The organism is Acidiphilium sp. C61, assembly GCF_905116885.1.
Lineage (GTDB): Bacteria > Pseudomonadota > Alphaproteobacteria > Acetobacterales > Acetobacteraceae > Acidiphilium.
In genome coordinates this window covers 84,079-107,119 of sequence record NZ_CAJHNI010000004.1, presented here as the reverse complement: position 1 = coordinate 107,119, position 23,041 = coordinate 84,079, and the positions used below count along the sequence as shown (strand labels likewise).

The 23,041-nt window shown below is 63.2% G+C and carries 11 protein-coding genes; 5 read left to right on the top strand and 6 right to left on the bottom strand.

The features are described 5' to 3' along the window. Positions 1-121: 121 nt before the first annotated feature. On the bottom strand, positions 122-1,288 hold the full coding sequence (locus HUW10_RS01805) for a hypothetical protein (protein WP_174501958.1): 1,167 nt from the start codon (positions 1,286-1,288) through the stop codon (positions 122-124). A 133-nt stretch (positions 1,289-1,421) separates the two neighbouring features. Between HUW10_RS01805 and HUW10_RS01800 the strand changes: the two genes are divergently transcribed. Together HUW10_RS01800 and HUW10_RS01795 are read left to right on the top strand one after the other, a co-directional pair. Next, the gene (locus tag HUW10_RS01800; protein ID WP_174501957.1) at positions 1,422-2,312 is read left to right on the top strand and encodes an SLOG family protein; all 891 of its coding nucleotides are present in this window, start codon (positions 1,422-1,424) and stop codon (positions 2,310-2,312) included. A gap of 94 nt (positions 2,313-2,406) precedes the next feature. Continuing rightward, complete coding sequence (locus tag HUW10_RS01795; RefSeq protein ID WP_174501956.1) at positions 2,407-4,299, top strand: pentapeptide repeat-containing protein; 1,893 nt, start codon at positions 2,407-2,409, stop codon at positions 4,297-4,299. 103 nt (positions 4,300-4,402) lie between these two features. Here HUW10_RS01795 and HUW10_RS01790 read toward each other — a convergent pair whose 3' ends face one another. The 4 genes from HUW10_RS01790 to HUW10_RS01775 all read right to left on the bottom strand — a co-directional run bounded on the left by HUW10_RS01790 (position 4,403) and on the right by HUW10_RS01775 (position 8,547). After that, positions 4,403-6,106 (bottom strand): DHH family phosphoesterase, encoded by a 1,704-nt coding sequence (locus HUW10_RS01790; protein ID WP_174501955.1) that lies wholly within the window; start codon positions 6,104-6,106, stop codon positions 4,403-4,405. Between the two features lie 288 nt (positions 6,107-6,394). Continuing rightward, positions 6,395-6,790 carry a hypothetical protein gene (locus HUW10_RS01785; RefSeq protein WP_174501954.1) on the bottom strand — a complete coding sequence of 132 codons (396 nt, stop codon included), beginning with the start codon at positions 6,788-6,790 and terminating at the stop codon, positions 6,395-6,397. A gap of 114 nt (positions 6,791-6,904) precedes the next feature. Further along, positions 6,905-7,744, bottom strand: a complete 840-nt coding sequence (locus HUW10_RS01780) for a hypothetical protein (RefSeq protein WP_174501953.1) — start codon at positions 7,742-7,744, stop codon at positions 6,905-6,907. Between the two features lie 17 nt (positions 7,745-7,761). After that, positions 7,762-8,547 (bottom strand): hypothetical protein, encoded by a 786-nt coding sequence (locus HUW10_RS01775; protein ID WP_174501952.1) that lies wholly within the window; start codon positions 8,545-8,547, stop codon positions 7,762-7,764. Positions 8,548-9,035: 488 nt separating this feature from the next. Between HUW10_RS01775 and HUW10_RS01770 the strand changes: the two genes are divergently transcribed. Next, positions 9,036-10,043, top strand: coding sequence for a hypothetical protein (locus tag HUW10_RS01770; RefSeq protein ID WP_174501951.1), 1,008 nt, complete (start codon positions 9,036-9,038; stop codon positions 10,041-10,043). 138 nt (positions 10,044-10,181) lie between these two features. Here the strand turns inward: HUW10_RS01770 and HUW10_RS01765 are convergent, their stop codons facing one another. After that, positions 10,182-12,317, bottom strand: coding sequence for an ATP-dependent helicase (locus HUW10_RS01765; RefSeq protein WP_174501950.1), 2,136 nt, complete (start codon positions 12,315-12,317; stop codon positions 10,182-10,184). 125 nt (positions 12,318-12,442) lie between these two features. On the opposite strand from HUW10_RS01765, the gene dnaE reads away from it, so the two are divergent. Beyond that, on the top strand, positions 12,443-16,444 hold the full coding sequence (gene dnaE, locus HUW10_RS01760; protein WP_174501949.1) for a DNA polymerase III subunit alpha: 4,002 nt from the start codon (positions 12,443-12,445) through the stop codon (positions 16,442-16,444). Between the two features lie 156 nt (positions 16,445-16,600). Continuing rightward, positions 16,601-23,029, top strand: coding sequence for a strawberry notch C-terminal domain-containing protein (locus HUW10_RS01755; RefSeq protein WP_174501948.1), 6,429 nt, complete (start codon positions 16,601-16,603; stop codon positions 23,027-23,029). Positions 23,030-23,041: the final 12 nt, after the last annotated feature.

Genomic DNA, 23,041 nt, shown 5'->3' with positions numbered 1-23,041 from the left:
GTGAACATGGACCCTGAATACGAATCGGGTTCGCCTATGTCAACAAAAAAAGTCATAATCTTTCGAGCGGCTGCATGGCCGGCCCCGCGGGCCGGCCAGAACCGACCCGCCTGCATGGTCATCACATGCCCGGCTCGGGGCTGTCGATCGCGGCCTGAGGAGCGGCAGCCGGCGCGAATGCTCGCTGGCTGGCCAGGCACTCGGCGGCCGTGATGTCACTGCGCTCACCCTCGTATTGCGGCTGGAACAGGGACCCGTCCGGATAGGCGTACAGGTAGCGGATGTTCACGACGGTCCCGGGCGCCGGGATCTCGTGGTTGGCCGGGATGGTGACATATCCAACCGGCATGAGGGTGCCCGTCGCGTCGTCCACCAGCTTCATCTCGACGCTGCGCTTGCCGCTCTTCGCGTCGCCGGCGATCGCACTCAGGTCGTTCCACAGTTTGAATTTCAGCTGGTCCCCATTCCGCCCGTCGACGTAGGGAGCGCTGTGCTCCTTGAAGACCACGCCCTCACCGCCCTCGGCCGTGACGCGCTGCAGGAGCTCGGTCTTGTTCCTTTCGCCCCAGGCTGTGTCGATCAGGTTGAACCCGATCTCCCGAAATGCGGGATTCCTGAACATGACCTCGTAAAGTGATTCGAGACGGCGGTAGCGGTTGGCGGCGCCCATCGGACGGAGATCGTCCCCTCCGTGCTCGAGAAGATCGAAAGCCCAGAAGGTTTCCCCGACCATCTCGCCGTCGATCAGGAAGGCGATCGGGAACTCGGCAAACACGTCGACCATGATGCGCGGCAGGCCGACCGCGAGACCTCGGCGGTTGATGCCGGTCGTCCCGGTTTCTGGGTTGTGCCGGATGAAGCGGCGATGCCCGTCCTTTTTCTCCTGCGCCATGAAGGTCGGATCGGAGAGATAGACGCCAAGGTCGTCCTTGCCGATGGCCGAGAGGAGATGCGGCCTGACCCCGGTATCGTTCGGCTCGACATAGACCGGGGCGCTTTCGGCACCCGGCATCGCCATCGGCCGGTACTTGCCCTTCAGCTTGCTGACCAGGAGGCTGGTGGCGATTTCGGCCGCCTCGGCATAGGCCACCGGCGATGCCGTCTTGGTTCCACTTACGAGAGAGGACCCATAGCGCCCGTTCTGGTAGTCGACCCGCCAGAGGTCTCCGTCCGGGCGCAGCGTGATGTTGTAGACCTTGTCGGATCCGGCTTCCTGGTTTCGCAGCGAAATCGACCAGGGAGCGGGAGTGGCGGACGGCGCGAAGTCGGGGGCCTGCGCTTTCGGCATGATCTATCTCCTGATGTCCTGAATTCCTATCAGTATATAAAACAAAAGTGGAAACAGCAAGATAAAACGATCTTTTATTTGTCGCTTTCACCATTGTGTTTGTATAGTGATGTACATTCGACTGGAGCGGAAGATGGCAATGTCTCATGGAAGCTATCCGAACTGTCTCGACGACAGTGAAGCCCGCAGATCCCGCGGTGCCGTATTCGTTTTCGGGTCCAATCTGGAAGGTGTCCACGGAAAGGGGGCCGCCCGGTTTGCACGAGACTATCTCGGCGCGGTGACGGGCTGCGGAGAGGGGCGGACCGGGCGGGCATATGCTCTGCCAACGAAGCGTGCGCCGTACGTCACCATGGATTTACAGGAAGTCGCGGAATCGGTCGGAAGGTTCCTCGACCACGCAAGGGCGAACCCCGAGACGGATTTCAAAGTGACTCGGATCGGCTGCAACAATGCTGGCTTCACCGATGACCAGATCGCGCCCCTCTTCGACGGCGCGCCAGACAACTGCCTGCTTCCGGGCCTCTGGCTGAGGCGGCGGCGGCCTGGCCTGGTGAGGCTGATTATCGCCGGCAGCCGGGATGCGGCCGACATTGAGTGGGCTTGCACTGCGATCGACCGGATGACGGCTGGCCTGCAAGGGGAGATCGAAGTTGTATGCGGCGGCGCCCGTGGCGCAGACAGGGCCGGTGCCGAATGGGGCACGAGGAAGGGCGTCAGGGTTCACGGCTTCCCGGCCGAGTGGAACAGCTACCGGACCAAGGTCGCCGGGATCATCCGCAATGCCGAGATGGCGTGGTTTGGGACCCATCTTCTTGCTGTCAGGGCTGGCCATACCCCTGGAACCGCAAACATGATCATGACGGCTGAACGGGACGGGCTGATTGTGAGGACGATCAGCTACCTCGGCTCGGTTGCAGAAAGTCCGGAGCCCCGACGAGATGAAGAGGTCCAGCAGGTGCAGGCGCCGCCATGCCCGGACGAGACGGCGCCGGCACTACCGCTCGATTTCGGTGTCGGCTGACCCTGCGCGATGCTGTTGAACACGCAGTTGCCGGCTAGGTTTCCCCGCGGTCCTTGCGCATCGCGACCGGACAGGTCCAATCCAGGAGAGAGTTGTGCAGCAGCCAGGCTACCAGAACCACGCACGTCGCATCGGTGAAAAGGCGCAGACCGGCGTGAGGGTTACCTCGAATGACGGCTTTCGCTCAGCCAATGGAGCGACAGCGGCCGAAGCCATTGCAGCCTATGTGCGTGAATACGGCGACGCGCGCTACCTCCTCCTCGTCGGCCTGGACATCCGCAATCTCGAGGTTCCGGAAAATACCGATTTTTCGGGTACCGAGTTCCGCCGCTGCTCAATCCATGATTTCACCGCTCGCAAGTGCCGGTTCGTTAATTCCATATTTCGCAGTTGTGAGCGTATTGTGGGGATCGATTTTGACGAATCAGATCTCACCGGATTGACGATCAAGCAGAGTAAAATTCGGAAATTCTCGGCGGAAGGTGCCAACCTGACATCGAGTGTGCTCACAAATTCGAAAATAGAGCAGGCTGACTTCGATAATGCCAATTTATCGGACTCTTCCATTGAAAATACTATTATTTCGCGGTCGACCATGCGCGAGGCGAGCCTGGCCGATGCGAGGATCAGCCGGTCACACGTAATTTTCTCTGATATGTATCGGGTTGACCTGTCTGGCTCGATAAATCGATTTTCCTCGTTCAAGAACTGTGAGGGCTCGTTCAGCCGCTGGCGTCGTGCGGTATGCGAGCGTGTCGACTTTTCAGAATTCAAATTTCTTCCAGAGCCGCGACGCTCCCGACCCGGTCGGCGTAATAAATTGGATTTTTGCAATCCGAATTCGATCGGCAGGACAAAGCTCGCTGATTTTGTCGAATCCCTCTACGTCGGCTCGGCATTTACCGGGTGCCGCTATGACGGAGTCAGAATTCCGAATTACAAGACCTTCCCTCCGGACGCGAAAATCCAGAAGGTCGCCAGATTTGTCGCCCGTGCAGCCTTTGCGACGGCGGGGTATATCTCGATCGAGTCTGGTTTTGATTACCTGAGGGGCACCGGCCAGGAACTGATCCACGACCCGACATTCCTTGGCAATGTGGCGCGCTTTGTCATCCCGCACCTCACCCATGTATCATCCTCGGCCATCGGCGCGATCGGTGCCACCGTCCTTCTCGGCGCCGCGGTTGCGGCGGATTTGGCGAAGGAGGAGGGGATTGAAGTCGTTGACGATCGGTTCGTGACCAGTCTCCGGCGCGGCCTGACCGTCAGGTCGGAGCTTGGCGCGGCTGTTCACAATATCCGAGACGTTGTCGTCCTTGCTGGCCGCCGGCGGTCGCTCAAACCAATTCGGGCCGCAATTCTCGCCGCACGTCAGTCATGGCCGATCGAGAAACGGCACGGCCATAGGCACGTGTTCAAGCCGAGCTACCGCAGCCTTGTCCTCGAGGGTGGGGAGATCATGGTGTGCGATCGCGCGTCTTTGGAGGCAGCCGCCCGCATTGCGGCCAGCTCCATCGAAATGAACGAGCCGCCCCGGCAGGATATCACCATCGTACCCGCCGCCCCGATGGCTGGCGAAACGGCGAGGATCGTCTCTGCGCAGATCGCCAGCAATCGGGAGACCAGGATTGCATGGCATGTCGATCGGCCACCAACCGACATCGTGATCGGTTGGAACCATGCTGGTCACCTGGTTCAGGAGTCATCGGTCCCGCCGATGCCGGCCCGTCAGCTCCGTCGGCTGATTTCCCGCGTCCCGGAGATTGCTCGAGTGCGTGGCCATGGCCTGGAGGGCGCAGTTGCGATCCTGTTCGACGAGATCGCTGGCCAGCCGGGCTATTTTGCCGAGCTGGCCGGAGCGATGAGGCTTGAAGCCGCGGCGGATGGAGAGCCTCACGAGGAGGCGCCCGAGGCGGAGGATTCCGGACTCGCCGCGATCACAGATGAAGCCGATGAGGTAGGCGATCCAGTTGATGCCCCGGCATGAGGCACCGATCAGCTCAGCTTTTTGAGGCTTCCGTCGTAATCGACGGTCGGCTTTGAGGTTGGGCAGATGAGCTGCTCTCGAGCCACCGGGCTCGACCGCCAGCCTAGAACTCCAGGACGTCGATCCGCTTGTGAAGTTCGACCACGGCTGGGCGGGCCTGGCGCCGGTGCAGATCGGGCTGGCCGGCTTCGGTCACTGACTCGACCATGATCTGGAACTGGGGGCCTTTCCAGCCATTGTTGACGTCGAGCCGGCCGCGCATCGTGCCGACCCCCTGCAGGAACTCGCGCCCCTCCGGCCATGCGAGCGACTGACGCGCGCTGAACCAGACAAGATCGATCTCGCCGGAGCCGTTCGACAGGCGCCCCCGCCAGTGGGGCTTGTCTTCCCCGCCGAACCACTTCTCGTCCGTGATCACCGGGTTGCGAAACAAGATTGTCAGAGCCGGATTGCCGACGCCAAATGGAGCCATAGCGGCCCAGAGCCCCTTGAAGTCGCAGATCTGCCCGAACTCGACGACGACATCAGGCGCGCCGGCGATGCGCCGGATTGCGCGCGTCTCAGCCTTGAAGCGCTCCATGAGGCGAAGATGGGAGTCTGGAGCCGGCGCGACCCGAAAGCCGCCCGCCGCGGCGTGCCCGCCACCGCCGAGAATCAGGCCCTCATCGGCCGCCCGGTGAATGAAGGCACCGATGTCGAAATCTGCTACGGACCGAGCGGAGCCGGCACCGCCAGTCCCGATCACGATCGATGGCCGGCCGGTGTGTTCGAGCAGCCTGGAGGCAGCGAGGCCGACCACCCCGGGGTGAAAGTCCTCGCTGCGGATCATGACGCCGCTGTCGTCGGCCTGGTCAACCTGCTCGAGGCAGGTATCCACGACGGCCTTCTGGATCGCGCGGCGCTCGACATTGATCTCGATCGCCTGGCAGGCAAGCGGCAGTGCCTCGTCGTAGTCGGTCTCGATCATCAGCCGCAACGCGATGTTACCATGGTGGATCCGCCCCGAGGCATTGATCACGGGGCCATATCGGAATCCGACATCCGCCGGCGTGGGTGTCTCGATGTCGAGCGTGCGATCGAAGCTTGCGGCCATAGCCTGCAGGCCAACGATCCTGGAAATGTAGGGCAGGCTGGTGCGAACAAGCGCCCGATTGAACCGGTTGAGGGGGGCCATGTCGGTGATCGTGGTGAATGCACCAAGCCCGCTGATCTCGGCCAGCAGGTCGCGCAGCTCCTGATCGGCCAACAGAGGACTCTGTTCCGGCGCGTGGCGCGCGGCGAAAGCCGGATCTTGGACAGCACGCATCCGCCAGGTGATCATGAACTGTGCCGCGAGAATGTAGACCAGGGCGCCGGTACACGCCCCTGCTAGCCCGCGCTGAACATCAGCCGGGACCTGGGTGCCCATGAAGTCGTCCAGAGCGGGATTGATCAGGAGAACGCCGGGCGGCATGACCGGGAAAGCCATGCCGGGCGCTTGGTGATGGTCGACAACGATGACGCCGCGTCGCGCAACGGCCGAGATCCGGGCAAGGGCCTCGTGTGAAGTCGTGCCGCAGTCGAGTACGATGACAAGGTCGGGCTTCGCGTTGCAGATCCGGGAAGTCGCCGCGGCTGAGAGTCCATGGCCTTCGGTCATTCGGTCGGGGAGAAGCAGGCCATGGTCCGGGCGGCCGAACTGCTGGAGCAGGCGCGACATCGAAGCGACGCTGCAGATCCCGTCTGCATCGTAGTCACCGGCGACAAGGATGGCCGGATTGGCGTCATCATCCAGCACCTCGATCAGAAGGCTGACCGCCGCCGCCATGTTTCTGAGGCTGCCGAAATGCGGGATGTAGCGCCTGATATTGGGCGTGAAGAATTCATGCGGATCCAGCGATGGGTCTCGCCGGCGAAGAATTTCGCGTGCCTGAACAAGAGGATCGGTCACAGTGGATGATTTCGTCGGCATTGCTTCTTATACAAATACAAAAAATAATTATCAATAAAAAAAGGAATAATGAGTCGGTTGCGCCACCCCCACTGATGCTGCGGTCGCAGTGCATCTGTAGGGGTGGCGACATGGGTGCTCGAAAGTCGAGGTCCTTCCGGAAAATTATTCGTCTTCTGGTGGGAAAAACTCATGGTCTCTCAAGAGGGACAGAAAGTGAGGAGTCAGTCCGCACAGTTCTGCAAGCTGTGTATCTGCCTTCGGTCCGCTGTGTGGCATCTGCAGCCTGGCCATGATTCCGCCCAGAAGGTGAACAACCTCGTCGGCTGACATCCGCTCGATGGCGATCCTGAGCGCGATGGCATTGAGGCAATCGACAACGGCTGACGCCGCGCCGTTTGCTTCGAGTGTCCTGCGGTGCGCGTCAATCCACTGAAATCCGTCATCAGGGAGCTGCGCGGGTGTCGCTCGCACTCTCTTTGTACTCGGCGGTGTCATTCCCAGAGATAAATGATCCATTTCGGTTACCGATGTTGCCCGATCGGCAACTGTGAGGATCATATCCCAATTTCAAGATAAAAAATCACTACCTTCATCACCTCCAGCAGTGAAATTCGAATTCACAGCTGGAGGTGATGAATATTCTTATGCTCGTCGTGAAAATCGATATTTCAGTCACGTCTCCATGGATGGACCGGGTATGTCCTCGGCAGTATCGCTCTGGCTCACGATGTCAGCGATGTTGACGACATTCTGTGCTACCAGCGGATAGGCGAGGATCTCGTCGAGCGCCGCAACCATTTTTTCGGCCGCGGAAATTTCGAGGCGAGGATTAACCGTCAGCAGATCCTCAATTCTGTCGGGATGCGAGAAGGCGAGGTTCCGCAGGAGCCATCGAGACTGCTCAGTGATGCGCATCTCGTAATGCTCGAAGCCGGGCCGGATTGCCACGCTCTCGACCAGAAGCATCACCTCGTCTGCCAGCTTGATCAGCGTCGCCATCTCCTCATCGGGTTCTGCGGGCAGGCCGAATGAGATGTGAACCGATCGCGCCAGGCCATCCTCGAGCTTTGAGATGAAGGGCTTCAGGAGCTCTTTTAGCGGGGAGACAATATCCCCGATGATGTACTCGGGCGCGTCGTGAAGCAAGGTGTATGCGGCATACAGGTACGCTCTCGGCTGTGGGAGACCGAGGATCACCGAAAGCTTCTTTGCGAACTCGAAGGCGACCACCGAGTGGTCGGAAACCGTCCAGATCCGGTCCTTGACACCACCCCATTTCGAGCAGTCGGTCTGCCCGTTGTAACGAGGTATCGCTGAAAGGCCGCGACAGATATCGCTGACCTTCACATCGGTCGGGCGCAGGTTGAGTAGGTCGAGAAGCCCGCCCTGAAGGGCGCCAATGCACCCCTTTGGCTGAGGATCCCGCACCATCTCGCGCCAACCGAGATAGTCCTCAAGATGGGGCAGGCCATTGAACCGGTAGCCGGCGCCCTGGTTGGTGATAGCGTTCATCGTGGAATCGTCCTGCTTTATGGAGTGGGCGCATCGAAGCCGAGATTGCCGAGCCCAAGCGGATCGGCGATGTCGAACGTGTCGCCAGGCATTGGTGGTTCCTCAGTGATCGGCGGCGGTCTATTGGCGGGCACTGGACGCGGAACCGGCGCAACTGGTGCAGCTGGCGTGTCCTGCTGCTCCCCGGTCTGCGGAGCGCCGCTCTCATCGGCCTTGTTTTCTGCTGCGACCTGTTCAGTGGGAACCGGCTTTTCCGCGACTTCAGCAGATTCGACAGAGGGGCTCGCCGCTGCCCGCTTGTCAGCATGGATCTCGCTAGCGGCTGCTCTTTCAGCGCTGAACCCGGGCAGCGGCTCCGCTGGCCGATCTGACCAGCCGATCGACGCACCGTAACCGCGCAGCAGCTCGAGCATGCGCTGGGCGTCATTCGCCCGGGACGCCTCCTGGATATGGATCATGGCTTCGGCAAAATGCTCGGCCTGCCGGTACGCCACCAACTCATGCCCGGTCATCCGCTTCAGCTCGCGCGCCGTTAACGCAAGGCGGCCAGGCTTGGAATGCTCGTGCAGGATCGTCCCGCAGATCAGAACCGCGGTGCCGACGAGGTCGTTGCGGTCGTTGTTGCGCAGGCTTTCGAGCACGGCGTCCCCAGCCTCCACGGAGGGGACGCCGAGACCGGCAACGATGTTGCTCGGCTCGTCGGCCAGAACGCCGTAATGGGGCGAGCGCCCGCTGATCACCACGAATACTCCCATTTTCGTCGTAATCAGCTCGGCCTTTGTTATTGTCGCCTTGATGTCCATGGCTATGCGATCCTGTGAAGCGCGGGTTTTCGTACCCAGAGTCTATCGATCGGATATGCAAGGAACCAACGTGATATCGTTGTCGGCCAGTGACGCCGGCTCATCTGGATGGACCGACCAGCTCATGCTGAGAATTTGAATTTTCCGAGAGAAATTCTTGGTCACTTACGCACTGACCGAATAATCATGAATTCATGAGGCGCCGGTCAATCAGACCGGCTCTTCTGATCAGGTTTTCGTGGCCGTTGGATCATGGTGTCGAGATAAATTCGAATTTTCCGCGTGACGCGCGATGCGGTCGTCATGGGGAAATGAAAACGGCGGGAATATCCCGCCGTTCAGATGTGGCACCAGAATTCCTCCGGTTGACGATGAAAATACTATTTTCGGCCGAAAAGTCAAGTTTAACTTGAAATGTTGATTCCAAAATAGTATGACAAACCTGTTCAATTCAGGAAATCAGAGTTCGATCCGTCAGGAACAGAGACATGCCGATCGCCAAAGACCCGGAAAAGCTTCTTTCCAGCCTCGAGACCAATCTTCTCTCCCGTTATCGCTATGGCAGTGTCCTTCAGAGGCTTGCCAAGGAGGTCAGCGATCTCGAAGCACAGAAACGCGACATCGAAGCCCGGCTCACTGCCGCGACGCAGAGCCGTGACGAGGCCCAGAACGGGTTCGCCAATATCGAGACAAGCATCCAGGAGATCCGCGGCGAGATCGTAGCCGCAGGCGCGGATGTGGATCTCATGCACCGCGTGGCCGAAGCCCGGCTCAATGTGCTTATCGAGAGCAAGGTGCTCGATCCAGATGCTCCTATCCTTCTGGTGAAGACCAGCCGTGGCCGTGGCCGACCGAAGACCATCAGGGTTGGCTCCCAGGCTGCTGCACGGGATGCCGGGCAGCCCGCCGAGGCCAAGCAACCCGAGGCGACAGAGGCTGAGCAGTCCGCCGCACCCGTCGAGCCTGTGAAGGCGGAAGCCCCGAAGGCTGAAGAGCCTGTGAAGGTGGCGGAAGCTCCGAAGGCTGAAGAGCCTGTGAAGGTGGCGGAAGCTCCGAAGGCTGAAGAGCCTGTGAAGGTGGCGGAAGCTCCGAAGGCTGAAGAGCCTGTGAAGGTGGCGGAAGCCCCGAAGGCGGTCGAACCCCTGAAGGTGGCGGAAGCTCCGAAGGCTGAAGAGCCGCCGCCCGTTGTCATGCCGGCCCGTCGCGCCGCCAAGCCGATCGTCGTTGAAGGGGATGATGCCCAGGTCGAGCCCGAGGCGAAGCCTGAGCAGGATGCCAAGCCCGCCGCCGCCAGTCCGAAGCAGGTTGAGCAGCCCGCGCCGCCGGTGGTTATGCCCTCTCCCCGCCAGCGCCCCGCTGTCATCGCTCCGGAGCCCCAGCCTCGGCAGGCCGACGAGAGCGCAAGCCATGTCCAGGCTGCACCGGTCGAGCCGGACCTGGATCAGGACAACCCGATGGCTGGCATCCTGAATGAGTTGTTCCCCGGCGTGGGCTGAGGATCAATTCGCCGCCACTCCGCGGCAGGAAAGACCAAGGGCGCCATCCTTGCGGGTGGCGCCCCTTTCTTGTTGGCAAAAAACCTGGAAGGGCGCCGCCATCCTGGCGGACTGTCGGTCGCCGGTCGGTGATCTCGTTCAGGGTGATGGGTCGGGCATGTCCGGCGACGGTCCGACAATCCGTGGGCGTGCCGTCATCCTGGCCGGGCGCCGGGGCGTGAGCCGCACCTGACTAAAGCTCTCGTCGTCGTAGCCGTCCGTCGGGCTCGGCGCGCTCATGATACCCATTTCGATGAGGAAGGGCGAAGGGCGGGACTTGCCGGGCCGGTTGGCCCTCTCCCTGGCCGTCGTCAGGTAGACTTTGGTCTTGCCTCGGGTTGCGGCGACATAGAGCAGCCGGCGCTCCTCCTCCAGGGAGCCGGTACGGTCGTCCCATGGGTCGTATTCGTCGCTGATCTCGCCCATCGGCTCGGACGACAGGTAGCTCGGCGTCACGCCGGCCTCGATACCGATGAGGAAGACGTGTGACCACTCAAGCCCCTTCGACGAGTGGATTGTCCCGATCCGGACCGCGCCATGCTCTTCCTGGACGTCTTCGGCAAGAGTGATATCGTCCAGGAACTTCACCAGGTTTGGCGCCACACCGGCACGGTTCATGTTGCCGGCAAGATCCACGAAGATGTTGATCGTGTCGCGGACCTGGTCCGGCCGCTCCGACTGCGACATCGCCCAGGTCGCGTAGGCCGTCCTGTCGAGGACCTCGCGGATCATCATGTCTGGGGCAACCCCGGGGTCTTCCGCCATGCGAACCAGGTCTTCGATCAGGTCGGCCATTTCGCCGGCTTTCGACGATTTTCTGATCAGCCCATCGCGAACGCATCCTCGCAGCGCATCGATGAAATTCACACTGTTGGCTTCGGCGTAGTTCCGGACGGTTTTGATCGCCGCCAGACCAAGACCCCGGCTGGGCGCGCCGGCGGCGCGTTCAAAGGACATGGGGCAGGCCGGATTGAGCGCGAGACGCAGCCAGGCCATCAGGTCGCGGACCTGGCGACGCTCCATGAATTTCAACCCGGAGGTGACCTCGTGTGGCACCTTCATTGCGCACGCCTGAGCGACGATTTTCATCAGCAGGCTGCCGGCGCGGCTGAGCACGGCGATTTCTGAAGGCGGCGTTCCGCCGGCGATCAGCTTGCGAATCTGGCTGATGACGCTCGCAGCCTCCTGATTGTCATTCCCGTAGTTCATCAGCTTCGGCGGGTCGCCAGGCTTGCCAGACCGGAGATCCTTTGGAGCGCTGCGCGGGTTGAAGTCGACCAGCATGCTCGCGCAGCGAAGGACGGCCTCCGGGTTGCGCCGGTTGATCGTGAGGACATGATCCTCCACCCCGACAGCGGCGACGAGCGGGAAAAATTCTGGCGCGCGCTCCATTGCATTCGGGATGGCGTGCCTGAACAGATAGATCGACTGGTCCGAATCCCCGACGATCGTGAGGTTCCGGTGGCCGGACGTCAGGTACTGGATGAGGCGGACCTGGGCGAAATTGACGTCCTGGAACTCGTCGACCAGGACATGCTGGAAGGCCGCGGACACCCGGTCGGCCACATCGGGTCTGGCCTCCAGCATTCTGACCGCCTCAGGGATCAGGTCGGAAATCTCGAGAGTGCTGTGCTCGTGCAGGCCCTCCTGCAGGAGCTGGTAGAGCTGGGCATGCATTGACTGGTTGCTGAGATCGCCATCCGGCACGCAGAAGCGCTCGACCGCCTGGGCGGGCGAGATCATCCGTTCCTTCCATGAGTCGATCTCCTGCCGCGCCTTCTTCATCACCTGGCGAGTGACCCCCTTCACGCCGAGGTCCTGGATCTCATCGATCGCGTAGCCGCGCCCGAGGTTCTCCTCGACCCATTTCGTCGTAATGTCGCGGAAGATTGGCTCGGTGGTATCGGAGTCGACCACTCCCCAACGACCCTCCGTGCCGATGGCAAGCGGCCCGAACGCCCTGAGCAAGCGAACCGCCATGGAATGGATCGTCGAGGTTACCGGGGCCGGCATGCCCGGGTTCAGAGCCACGGCGCGCTCGCCCAGCTCGTTCGCGGAGGCCCGTGTGAAGCTGACCGCGAGGATGCGACTGGGCGGCACCCCCTGTTCTGCGAGCCATTTCAGCCGGTGAGTGAGCATGAAGGTTTTCCCGGTACCGGCGCCTGACTGCGTTCGGACCAGGCCAGTACCTGCCGTGATTGCGCGAAACTGTTCGTCTGTCGGGGTGCCGGTCATGCTTGTGGCTCCTGGTTTCCCAGGCAGGGTACCGATCGGTTGTGTGAGCAACCAAAGCCGCTCCCCACGGCGGTTGGATGCATATCTGCGCGCTATGGTCGTCCGATCGGACCGATGGATGAGCTATGGACGAGACGATAGACAGGCACGGGCTGGGTGTGGTGCATCTCGCGGTGCGCTCCCACTACAGCACAGGGCAGGCCGCCGCGACGACGAAGGAGATCGTCAAGCGGGCGAAGGCTATTGGCGCACGTTGTGTCGGCCTGATGGATGAGGAGTCGATGTCGGGCGGTCTCGACTTCGCCATGGCGTGCAATGCCGCCGGGCTGAAGCCGATCGTGGGGATGCGCGTCAGGCTCAAGATGGCGGGCGCACTGCTGGCCCGGATCGGCCTGGTCGCAACGACCGAGACCGGGCTTGTCAATCTCAACCGCCTGACCGCGATCATGCATCGCAGGGCCCCGGCGGCACAGCTGACCGCGGTGGAAATCCGTGATCACAGCGACGGGCTGATCATGCTGACCGGCAATACCATGGACGGCCTGCCGGCCCGGCTCATCGGCTCGGCCGGCGAGAACACCGCGGCGATCGCGCTGAACTGGTTCGCCGACATCTTCAAAGACCGCCTGTTCGTCGAGATCGAGCGTCCGGGCGACCTTGAGACCGAGCAGGCCATTCTCAGGATCGCCGAAGGCGGGTTCCCGGTCACCGGACCGAACGGCGCCGCCATGCTGACGGCCCCAGCCCTCCCGATCATCGCAACGACAGACATCCGATACACGACGCCTGAGAAGCATCTGGCCTGGGCGGTGATCGACGCCGACAGGCGCAATCGCAAGATCTCGATCGACCGGGTCGATGCGACCCCGAACGAGCGGCGCTTCTACATGCGCACGGCCGACGAGATGCAGGCGCTCTTCGCCGATCTGCCCGAGGCGCTGGTCAATGCCGGGAATCTCGCGGTGATGGCGAACGCCGCGCCGCGCCGGGCGCCCGTCTCACTGCCGCGCTGGCCGGACCTCAAGCCGGGCGAAACCGAGGATGGCGTCTTGCGGCGCATGTCCGAAGAGGGGCTCGCCCAGCGCTTCGTTGACTTCAGGGTTCCGCAGGACCGCCAGGCCGAATATCGCGATCGTCTCGAATACGAGCTGTCGGTCATCTCCCGCATGGGGTTTTCCGGCTACTTCATGATGGTCTCGGACTTCGTCAATTTTGCCCGCCGCTCCGACATTCCGGTCGGCCCCGGCCGTGGCTCCGGTGCAGGGTCCCTGGTCGCATGGGCAATCGGTATCACCAGGCCCGATCCGATCCGGTATGGTCTCCTGTTCGAGCGCTTCCTGAATCCGGATCGTGTCTCGATGCCCGACTTCGACGTCGATTTCTGCGGCGACAAGCGCGCGATCGTCATGGACTATATCCGTCAGCGCTACGGTACATCTCGGGTCGCCAATATCGCGACCTTCGGCGAGGTGCGTGCCAAGAAGGGGCTGAAGACGGTCCAGCGCATCCTGACCAACGCCGCCGGTGGCGAGCTCTCCTACGCTGAGGGCAACAAGCTTTCCTCGCAGCTTCCCGGCGACAAGGCGGTCCTGAACTTCATCAAGGAGTACAACCAGAGCGACCGTGTCCGGGGGGGCGGCGAGCCGCTCGACGAGGTGGTCAACCTCCGAAACATCGTCCGTGCCTCGAAGGTGCTGCACACCGAGCTGAACGACACCGCTCGCAGGATCCAGGAGGCTCGCAAGCAGGGAGTCGACCTGCGGTCCATCAAGCTCGACATTTTTCGCGCGGCACAGCAGGCTGAGGGCTACTACAATGTCGCCGGCGCCCATGCCGCCGGCCTCGCCATCACCGCATCGGATCTGACCGACCGCATTCCGATGCTTCCCGATCGCGCGCCCGGCCGGACCGGCGAGCTCGTCTGCGGTTACGACATGAAGTATGCCGAACTCGCGGGCCTCGTGAAGTTCGACATACTCGGTCTCAGGACCGCGACGATGATCGGCGCGGCCAGCACGAACATTCGCGCCAACGTCAAGGACTTCGATATCGAGACGATCCCCGTCGACGACCCGGCGGTGATGGAGAACTTCAGACGCGGCCTGACCTCGGGCATCTTCCAGTTCGAGTCAGCTGGCATGCGCAATGCCCTCAAGCAGGTCGCCCCGACCTCACTGCTCGACCTGTCGGCCGCGGTTGCCCTCTACCGCCCCGGCCCGATGGACAACATCCCCTCCTTCGGCGCGCGCAAGCGGGGCGAGGAGAAGTTCGAATTCTACGCGCCGGCGGACAAGACCTCGGCGATCCTTGGCGAGACCTACGGGATCATCGTCTACCAGGAACAGGTTATGCAGATCGCCCAGGTCTGCGCCGGCTTCTCTCTCGCCGCTGCCGACCTGATGCGCCGCGCGATGGGCAAGAAGAACGCCGAGGAGATGGCGGCACTGAAGACGGTGTTCGTGCATGGAGACGAGGCGCGAAACATCCCGGGCGCGGTGAAGCTCGGCATGCAGGAGGCGGACGCGGTTCACCTCTATGAAGTGATCGCGAAGTTCGCCGATTACGGGTTCAACAAGAGTCATGCCCTTGCCTATGCGACCATCGCCTACCAGACGATGTGGCTGAAGACACATTACCCGGCCGAGTTCATTGCCGCGGCGATCAGCATCGAAATGTCGACGTCGCAGAAGAAGTTCGGTCGCGACGTGGGCCGCGACAACATCATGATGCTGCGCCGTGAGGCACAGGCTCTGGGTGTTGAGATCGCGATGCCCGACATCAACCTCTCGGATTTCGAGTGCACGCCACATGGCAGAACGGTTCGGCTCGGCTTCGGCATCCTGAAAGGGGTTTCGTCGCTGCCGCCGGAGTTCATCCAGATGCGGGTCGAGCGTCCGTTTGCCGGTATCGATGACTTCTTCGACCGCTGCATGACGGTCATCGTGAAGTCGGAGACGGCGAGCGGAAAGGAGACCAAGCGGACTGGCCTGTTCCGGGCGAACCAGGTCGAAGCGATGATCCAGGCGGGTATGTTCGACGCCATGGAGCCAAATCGCCGCCTGGTCGCCGACCAGTTCAAGGCCCTGAAGGCGCTGCGCTCGGCGAAGTCGAAAAAGGCTCGCGATGCTGTGGAGTATCCGGTTTTCGCCGAGCCGTGGCTTGACGAGGACCGTCGCGAGTTCGTCGCCACCGGGATGTATCTGAAGAACCATCCGATCGAGCGGGTCGCTCCCCGTCTGCGCCGCGCCGGCGTAGTCGAGATGGAGCACATCAGGCACGCGGTGGCGATGGGTGCGCCGAGCGGGATGCCGCGGGTGCGGGTGGTGGCCTTGCCGTATGACACGGTCGAGCGGACCGCGAAGACCTCGGGTAACCAGTACAGCGTGGTGCGGTTCGGGGCGCGAACGATGGATTGGGATGCGCATCTCTACCCGCCGCGCCGGGGAGAGAGTGCCGATCGCCATGCGGCAATGAAGGCGCTTATTGAACAGGCCAAGGCAAACCATCAGGCTCTCGTGGTCGATTGCTCGATCAGCTTCGAGGGTGACGCCGAGGGGGGCATGCGCTCGCGCATCGTGATCAATCATGTCGCGCCGGCCGCCGACCTGCTTGCCCAAGTCGAGCGGTTCGACAGCCGCATCGGGATCATCCGCGCCGAAGACACCGAGACGGCGGATGAGGCCGCGCAGCGGGTGATTCGCAGGATGTCGGGGATGCGGGCGGACGGTCATGCCTCGGCTGTCGCGTTTACCATCCGCAAGGAGGCTCCAGGGTATTCCGAGACCGTCCGGCTGGACGGTCTCTATCTGCTCGAGGGAGATTTCGACTTGCGCGTTCGCTCACATTTCTACGACATCCTCATCGAGCCGAATGACCCCAACCGGGCGACGCGGGCGGCGATCATGTCCGGTGCGCTCAAGGCGGCCTCCGCGTCTCATGCCCATCATGCGGCGGCGGCCGGCGAGCAAGCGCCCGAGCGAGAGGATAGCCTGCCCCGGGCTGCATATGGCCACCCCGGCCGCCGCCGCATGATGGTGCCAAGCCTCGCGAAGCCATCGACCGGGAAGGCCGTGGAGCCGGAAGCCTTGCCGGACGAGTCACCACCTGCGATGGCACTGGGTTTCTGACGACGCACGGCGCCGGGCAACGGGCTGCCATGTTGCGTCGAACTGATTTTCAAAAACAAGGGTATGCTCTTGGAAAATTCCAAGGTGCGCCAGCCGGTTGGGCTTTGTCGCTTACATTTCCGCCCGGGATAATCGGGTCAAAGGAGATCTAGGACAATGCGCTGGCTCGATTTCTCGGCATACGACATGACCCTCTCCCGCGTGATCATCAAATCCGCGGATGGAGCCTCGGAGAACCGTATTGTCGTGTTCTCTGGCGTGGTTCCCGAGTATCACGAGGCGCTGACCTACTGCGGGTTCCGTGCGAACCAGCGGAATGCGGCGATCTGGCTGCGGGCGGGCGACACGCTCGACGTGGATCGAATCAAGACCGTGTTTCCGGCCAGCGAGATTGTCGAGGTCGATGCCGACGAGATCACCAAGATCGCCGGCGGCCCGCCGAAGGCGGCACCAGCGCCGGTGCCGGTCGCCGATGCCGCTTCAACCCCGGCAACTGCCCAGCCCGAAGCGCCTCCGGGTGCGCCGGTACCCGATCCCGATGCGGGCGCCACGCGGTGGCCGTCCCTCTTCGGGCCCCGCGACCGCGTGGCAGGTCAGAATCTCTTCTGGTCGAGCCTCTCCGCTGCCGGCCTCAATGTCAGCGGTCTTTATGGTCTGAACGAGGAGCTGGCCGAGCGGATGGACTTCGTCGAGTCGCGCGGCTCGGTCCTCAATTTCCAGCGCATCGAGCGGATCCCCGCGAACACCCGCGAGATCTGGCGTATTCGCAATGAATACTCCCTACACGAGGATGCCGATGGACGGCGCTATGCCTGGTATCCGTCGCATCAGGCCCTCCGCGTCACCGGGTCGACAGTTGCCGAAGGTCCGGCGGACCGCGACCCTAGTCTCGCCGACGAGCTACTGTTCATGCGCCCCCGCAGTGACGTCTCGCTGCGCATTCTGCTCGAGGGCCTGATCGACAAGCAACTGGGTAGCGAGGATCGCACCTATCCGATCGCCGAGTTCATCCGCATCGTCGGCGCCGAGAATGATGGCGAGCGCGCGGCACATATCCGGCTGCTTCACGAGGAGGCCCTGCTCGACCGCCTTAGCGCCCATGTGAGCGGCGACCATCGCCGCCGGCAGGATTTCCGCGCCGCCTACGAGATCGCCGCGAAGGGCTCGGTGCCCGGATCCAATCCGCTTGCCGCGCGACTGGCGATGACCCGTATCGTCCGCTCGATCCCGCAGGCCGAGCGCCATCTGGTCCTGGCTATCGGCAGCAACGCGATGGTCCGTACGCTGGACGGCGACGCCCGCGTGATCCCCAGCTTCCGGGCCGGCCAGCAGGAGCGCCTGATCGACAGCGCGCAGGTGATCCTGGCCGATCTCTCCGGCCCCGAATACGCGATGCCGCTCGAGGCGCCCGTCGAGATCGATGGCTATCAGGCGACGACGGTCGGCGAGGCCACGCTGCTCGACGTCATGAGCCGTCAGGACGCTGCTACCCGCCTTGTCTTTGCATGGTCGCGTCCGGCTGAAGGCTCGACCGACGATCTCTGGGCTCATATCGGCAGGCGCCATGCCGTGGAGGGTCGCGCCATCCTCGGCCGGTCGATGACTGCGGTGCCGGGCCGTGAAACCCTGCTCGTCTCGGTCGGCGCGCGCCGACCTGAAATCCTGCCCGAGGCGCCCGAGCCGGCGATGCGCAAGCGCCATATCATCGACTGGGCGGATCTCTGGTCCTGGACTTCCGAGGTCGTCATCAGCCGCGGCAAGATCAAGAAGTTCTATGAGGTCATCGGCACCGGCTCCGGCGAGGCCGCTGCGGTCAACGAGTTCCAGGCGATCAATCTGCCGATGTCGGCGACTACGGAGCCGTTCACCCAGATCCCGGTCAATCTCGTCCACCCGCTCCGCACCGCGTTTCGCCGCTTCAAGGAGCAGTTTGGAGACGTCGACCAGATCGTCGTCGATGCCCTGCGGGTCGGCGGGATGGAAGTGACGAAGGAGACCCTCCCCGAGATCCTCTGCGCCGAGCAGGTCGATGCGGTCGTGATGGCATCCAAGGTCCGCGAGTTCTCGGGCGTCCATGGCTTCCTCAATGCGGACGAGATGGGAACCGGCAAGGGCCGGTTCTGTGCGACGATGGCCTATCTCGGCGCGTCCGGGGCCCTCGACGGCATCGAAAACGTTGTCCTGCTCACTGAGCGTGCGCAGAACATCTCCGACCTGGTGCGCGACATCCGCGACATCGGGGCGCTCAGCCGGATGAACGTTGCCGTCCTCAATGATGGGGTGAAGATCTTCAACCGGGATACGCTCGAAGTGACCACCATGGGCCTCCCGCGTGAAGCCTGGATGGAAGCGATGGAGCGCGAGGCGTTCCCCGAGGGGATCAACACGATCATCTCGACCTACTCGCAGTTCAATCGCCCGGATGTGAAGCAGGTGAAGGTCGGCCGGGGTCGCAAGGCTCATTTCGAGGAGCGCCGCGACGACAGCTCCGGCGCGCGCAAAACAGCCTGGATCAAGAAGGTTGTCACCAAGAAGACGCTGCTCATCCGCGACGAGAGCCAGAACGGCTCGCAGGACAGCCAGACCGGGGCGACCATCCGCCAGCTCGTCGAGCAGGCCGGGCTCGTGATCGACTCCTCCGGCAGCTACGCCCGCGGCCCGGAGCAGATCAATCAGTACCCCGAACTCTTCCCGCCCTCGATGACCCGACGGAACATGGCGAAGGTCCTCGCGCGCGGCGGCGAAACCGCGCAGGAGGCCCTTGCGGCCGCGATGGTTGAGTCCGGCACGATGGTCCGCCGCGAGCACAAGCTCGGCTCGTCCGAGATCGTCCCGGTCGAGCCGACGCCCGACGAGATGGAGGAGAACATCGCGGCGAAGGACGCGATGGCGGTGGTCCTCTCTGAGATCGCCTACATGAGCGGCATGGCGTCGCAGCGTGCCAACGCGGCCAACACGGCGATGGTCGAGTCCTACCTGGACGCCGACCCGGTCCTGCGCCGCCAGGTCGAGGCCGCCCGCCGCGAGAATGTCGAGGTCGGCGAACTGTTGGGCCACATCCCCAACATCCGCATGCGGAAGATGGGCGGCTCGCTCTACTCGGTGATCCGCCTCTTCGTCGCGGCCCTCAATGCCCGGAAGAATATCAGCCTGTCGGTCGACCTCCTCAACAAGGGAATCAAGCCGATCATCCTGGTCGACACCACGGGTTCTTCGATCCTGCGGGACATCGAGGAGGAGAACGAGCGGGCCGGCACGCCTGACGCGCCGATCGATCCCCAGTTCCGCGACATCCTCCGTCGCGTCGTCCGAATGAGCCTGCGCGGCCGCGTGGTCGAAGGCGAGGAGCCGCAACAGCGCAACCGCAACCAGCCTGCCCGCCGCGACCATGCGGCCGCCGAAGGCGAGCAGGCCGCCCAGGTCGAGGGAGCTGCCGACGGCCAGGTGGCCGAGGCGGAAGCGGCGGTTGACCCGGTCGAGGCGCGTCGGGTACGCGCAAGGCTCGCCGCGCTGCGTCGCGAGGCCCGCAAGAGGGGCTTCCTCGCGACCACCCAAGACCCGGCCGACATGCGCGGCTACATGGGTGCCAAGGCCCGTCGTTTCATTCTCGCCGACCCGGAAATCGACCGCATCGCGCATGAGGACGACCGGGCCGCCTTCGCGCGTCTCGTCGAGGCCGGTATCGATGTCTGCCGCAACGACGCGATCACGTTCGGCTATGCCGAGGCAGAGTTCCTTGACCCCCTTGCGGCCGAGCTGCGCAACGAGATCCTGAACCGGGTCGAGGCAGTCGGCTGCGTCGAGGCCGTCAATGAGCAGGCAACCCTTCTGCCGGTGATGCCCGAGGGGCTGGGCGGCTACCTCGTGCGTATCGAGGACATGATCAACGCCATCCCCGACCTCTCCAGCGCCGTGATCGACGAGATCATCAGCACGATCGAGGCGGCCGGCTACAAGATGGGCGAGATCACCGGTCGCAGCCGGCGCATCGTTGATGGCCGGATCGTCCGCCGCAGCGACACCGATCGTATCGAGTCCCTCGCGCGCTTCAACGGTCTTTCTCCGGAAGAGGACCGGATCGATGGCATGGTGATCAACATGTCGGGTGCCGTCGGCACGGACATGCATGCCTCGTCGCGCTTCCCGGACCAGCGCCCGCGCGCCCTGGTCGTCTGCGACATGCCGGCCGACGCCGTCTTCCTGCTGCAGGCATATGGCCGCGTGACCCGCGTCGGCATGACTTCGAAGGGGACAATCATCCTCCCGAACACGGGCCTTGCCTGCCACACGCACCTGATGTCGATGATCAACACCAAGATCAAGACCTGGGCAGCCGGCGTCACGGGCAACCGCAAGAGCTCGTCCTCGCTCGATGTGCCCGACATGCTCAACGTGATCGGCGATCTCGTCGCGACGCAATTCCTGAACGCCCACCCCGAGTACTATGCCCGTCTCGGGCTGGAGCCGCGCGGGCATGTCGTGGCGCGGATCGAGAATGACGCGATCATCGGGGAGCCCCCTCAGCCCGCCAACATTCGCCATTATGGAGACCACCGGGCCGAGGAAGAGGCCGAGCGTGACCGCGCCCGTGTCGCGCGTCCGATACCAGACCAGAATGCAGGACAGGCCGGGGACGGCCAACGCCGCCAGGCGCAGCGCCACCACGTCGCTGGCCAGCTGCAGATCGTCCGCCAGGCTGGAGAGAGCGAGGACTCTCGCAAGGGGCTCGAGAAGATGGGCCGCCTGTTCCAGCGCCTCGTCATGCTGCCGCACGAGGAGGAGAAGCGCGTCATCGAGACGCTGATGCGCGAGTACGAGGCGACCGTCGAGGAGCTGAACGCCCGCGGCGAGAACCCGCTCCGCGCCCAGACGATCGAGGGCAAGGTGCATCCGCAGTCCGTTGTTCCGCTCTCCGGAATCGACGACACGGCGGCAGCCGGCCGGAACGCGTTCACCCGCCCGGTCCTGATCCAGAAGATCCTGACCGAGTACCCGCAATCGCCGATCCGCGGCGTGGCACTCGAGCGCATGGTCGCCGAGGCTCGTGGCAAGGCGATGGGCGCGATCAGCCTGCGCTCTCTCGACATGATCGAGGAAAGCGCCATGGCCTTCTACCGGATGCGGCCGAACCTTTCGGTGGAGGATGAGATCGCGAACGGCAACACCAAGCTGGCGAGCATTCGCGCCTCGGTCGACAACATCCGCTGGTCGGTCCAGAACCTGCGGCCGGGCCAGCTGGTCAGCACCCTGATCGACTCCGGCCGCGTCAACGCGATCTCGCTCGGCGTTTACGAGGACACATGGCGCTCGCACTCGCCGAGCGGATACCATGTGAAGCTCGTGGTGCCCGGCGAGGTCGAGGTCCGCCGCATGAACCTCCGCACAATGCTCTCCGATGCGGACATCGCTGTGCAGGACGGCCTGAACGGCGAGGCGGCAGATCAGGCGCTGCGCGAGTTCGACCAGGCCAACGAGTCGAGCCGCATGCGCCGCGGTCTCGTCCTGATCGGCAACATCTGGCAGGGCCTGGTCATGGCCCAAACCCTGAAGAATGGGCACATGGTCTCCTGGGCCGGCCCGGGCGGCGTAGTCCAGCGCGGCATCCTTCTGAACCGGAATATCCGGATCGAGGACGTGCCGACCGAGATCTCGAGTCCGGCGGCCTACGAGTACCTCATGACCATGACCAACGCCCGTAACCGGGCGCGTTCCGACATAACCTACTTCCGGCCGGTCAAGAACGGCGAGCAGCGCATTGACAAGAGCCACGTCAAGTTCAACCGGGTAACCGACACCGAAATCGTGCGGCTGGACATCAACCAGAGCGTCCAGGACCACGAGATCGACATCTTCCAGATCCCGGACCTGATGATCGAGATCCTGCGTCGCGGCACGTTCCGGACCACGACCGGGCTGATGGCCTTCGTCTCCCGCATGGATATCAGCTCCTCCGCCTACGAGGCGTATCGCGACGACTTCATGCAGATGTTCGCTGCGGCCACCGAGCGGACCCGCGACTGGCTCGACTACCAGATCCGCAACCATACGATCGGCACCCGCATGGCTGACATCTATGGTCAGGAGCTTCGCCTGAACGGCGTCGTTTCGCAGGCGCTGGCCGAGGCGACGCATGAGGACCTCGCGCAGATCCTCGCTGGTGAGGATCTGCGGTCGACCACCTCGATCGAGTTCGGGATCGAAGAATTCCGGGATGTGTTCGGGCTGATGCTCAGCCACGACATCCGGTTCTACGGCCACGGCGCCATGCGCACCGCGATCATCGAGGACCAGGCGGTTCGGAACGGCGAGGCGTCGAAGCTTGCCGCCCGGGCGGAGCGCGGTGATGCGCCGGTCCAGCAGGTCGAGGACGAGGTCGCCGACAATGAAGACGACGTGGCTGGAGGTGCTGGGGTGGCACGTAATCGGCTGCGTCGCCCGGGTGCCCCGGCTCAGCGTGGTGCCGCGCAACCGGAAGCGGGGCCGCCGGCTCAGCAGCCGGCTCCGGCTCCGGCCGCCGTGCCGGCGGCGATGCGCTTCATCGGTGATGACGACGATGCCCCCGCCCCGGGCCAGCAGGCGGCGTGACAGGTGAGTGAT

Coding starts and splice junctions, on each gene's coding strand:
- HUW10_RS01805 (WP_174501958.1), bottom strand. CDS start 1,288: ATGCCGAAAGCGCAGGCCCCCGACTTCGCGCCGTCCGCCACTCCCGCT.
- HUW10_RS01765 (WP_174501950.1), bottom strand. CDS start 12,317: ATGACCGGCACCCCGACAGACGAACAGTTTCGCGCAATCACGGCAGGT.
- HUW10_RS01775 (WP_174501952.1), bottom strand. CDS start 8,547: ATGGACATCAAGGCGACAATAACAAAGGCCGAGCTGATTACGACGAAA.
- HUW10_RS01790 (WP_174501955.1), bottom strand. CDS start 6,106: ATGGCGGCGGCGGTCAGCCTTCTGATCGAGGTGCTGGATGATGACGCC.
- HUW10_RS01770 (WP_174501951.1), top strand. CDS start 9,036: ATGCCGATCGCCAAAGACCCGGAAAAGCTTCTTTCCAGCCTCGAGACC.
- HUW10_RS01755 (WP_174501948.1), top strand. CDS start 16,601: ATGCGCTGGCTCGATTTCTCGGCATACGACATGACCCTCTCCCGCGTG.
- HUW10_RS01785 (WP_174501954.1), bottom strand. CDS start 6,790: ATGATCCTCACAGTTGCCGATCGGGCAACATCGGTAACCGAAATGGAT.
- dnaE (WP_174501949.1), top strand. CDS start 12,443: ATGGACGAGACGATAGACAGGCACGGGCTGGGTGTGGTGCATCTCGCG.
- HUW10_RS01800 (WP_174501957.1), top strand. CDS start 1,422: ATGGCAATGTCTCATGGAAGCTATCCGAACTGTCTCGACGACAGTGAA.
- HUW10_RS01780 (WP_174501953.1), bottom strand. CDS start 7,744: ATGAACGCTATCACCAACCAGGGCGCCGGCTACCGGTTCAATGGCCTG.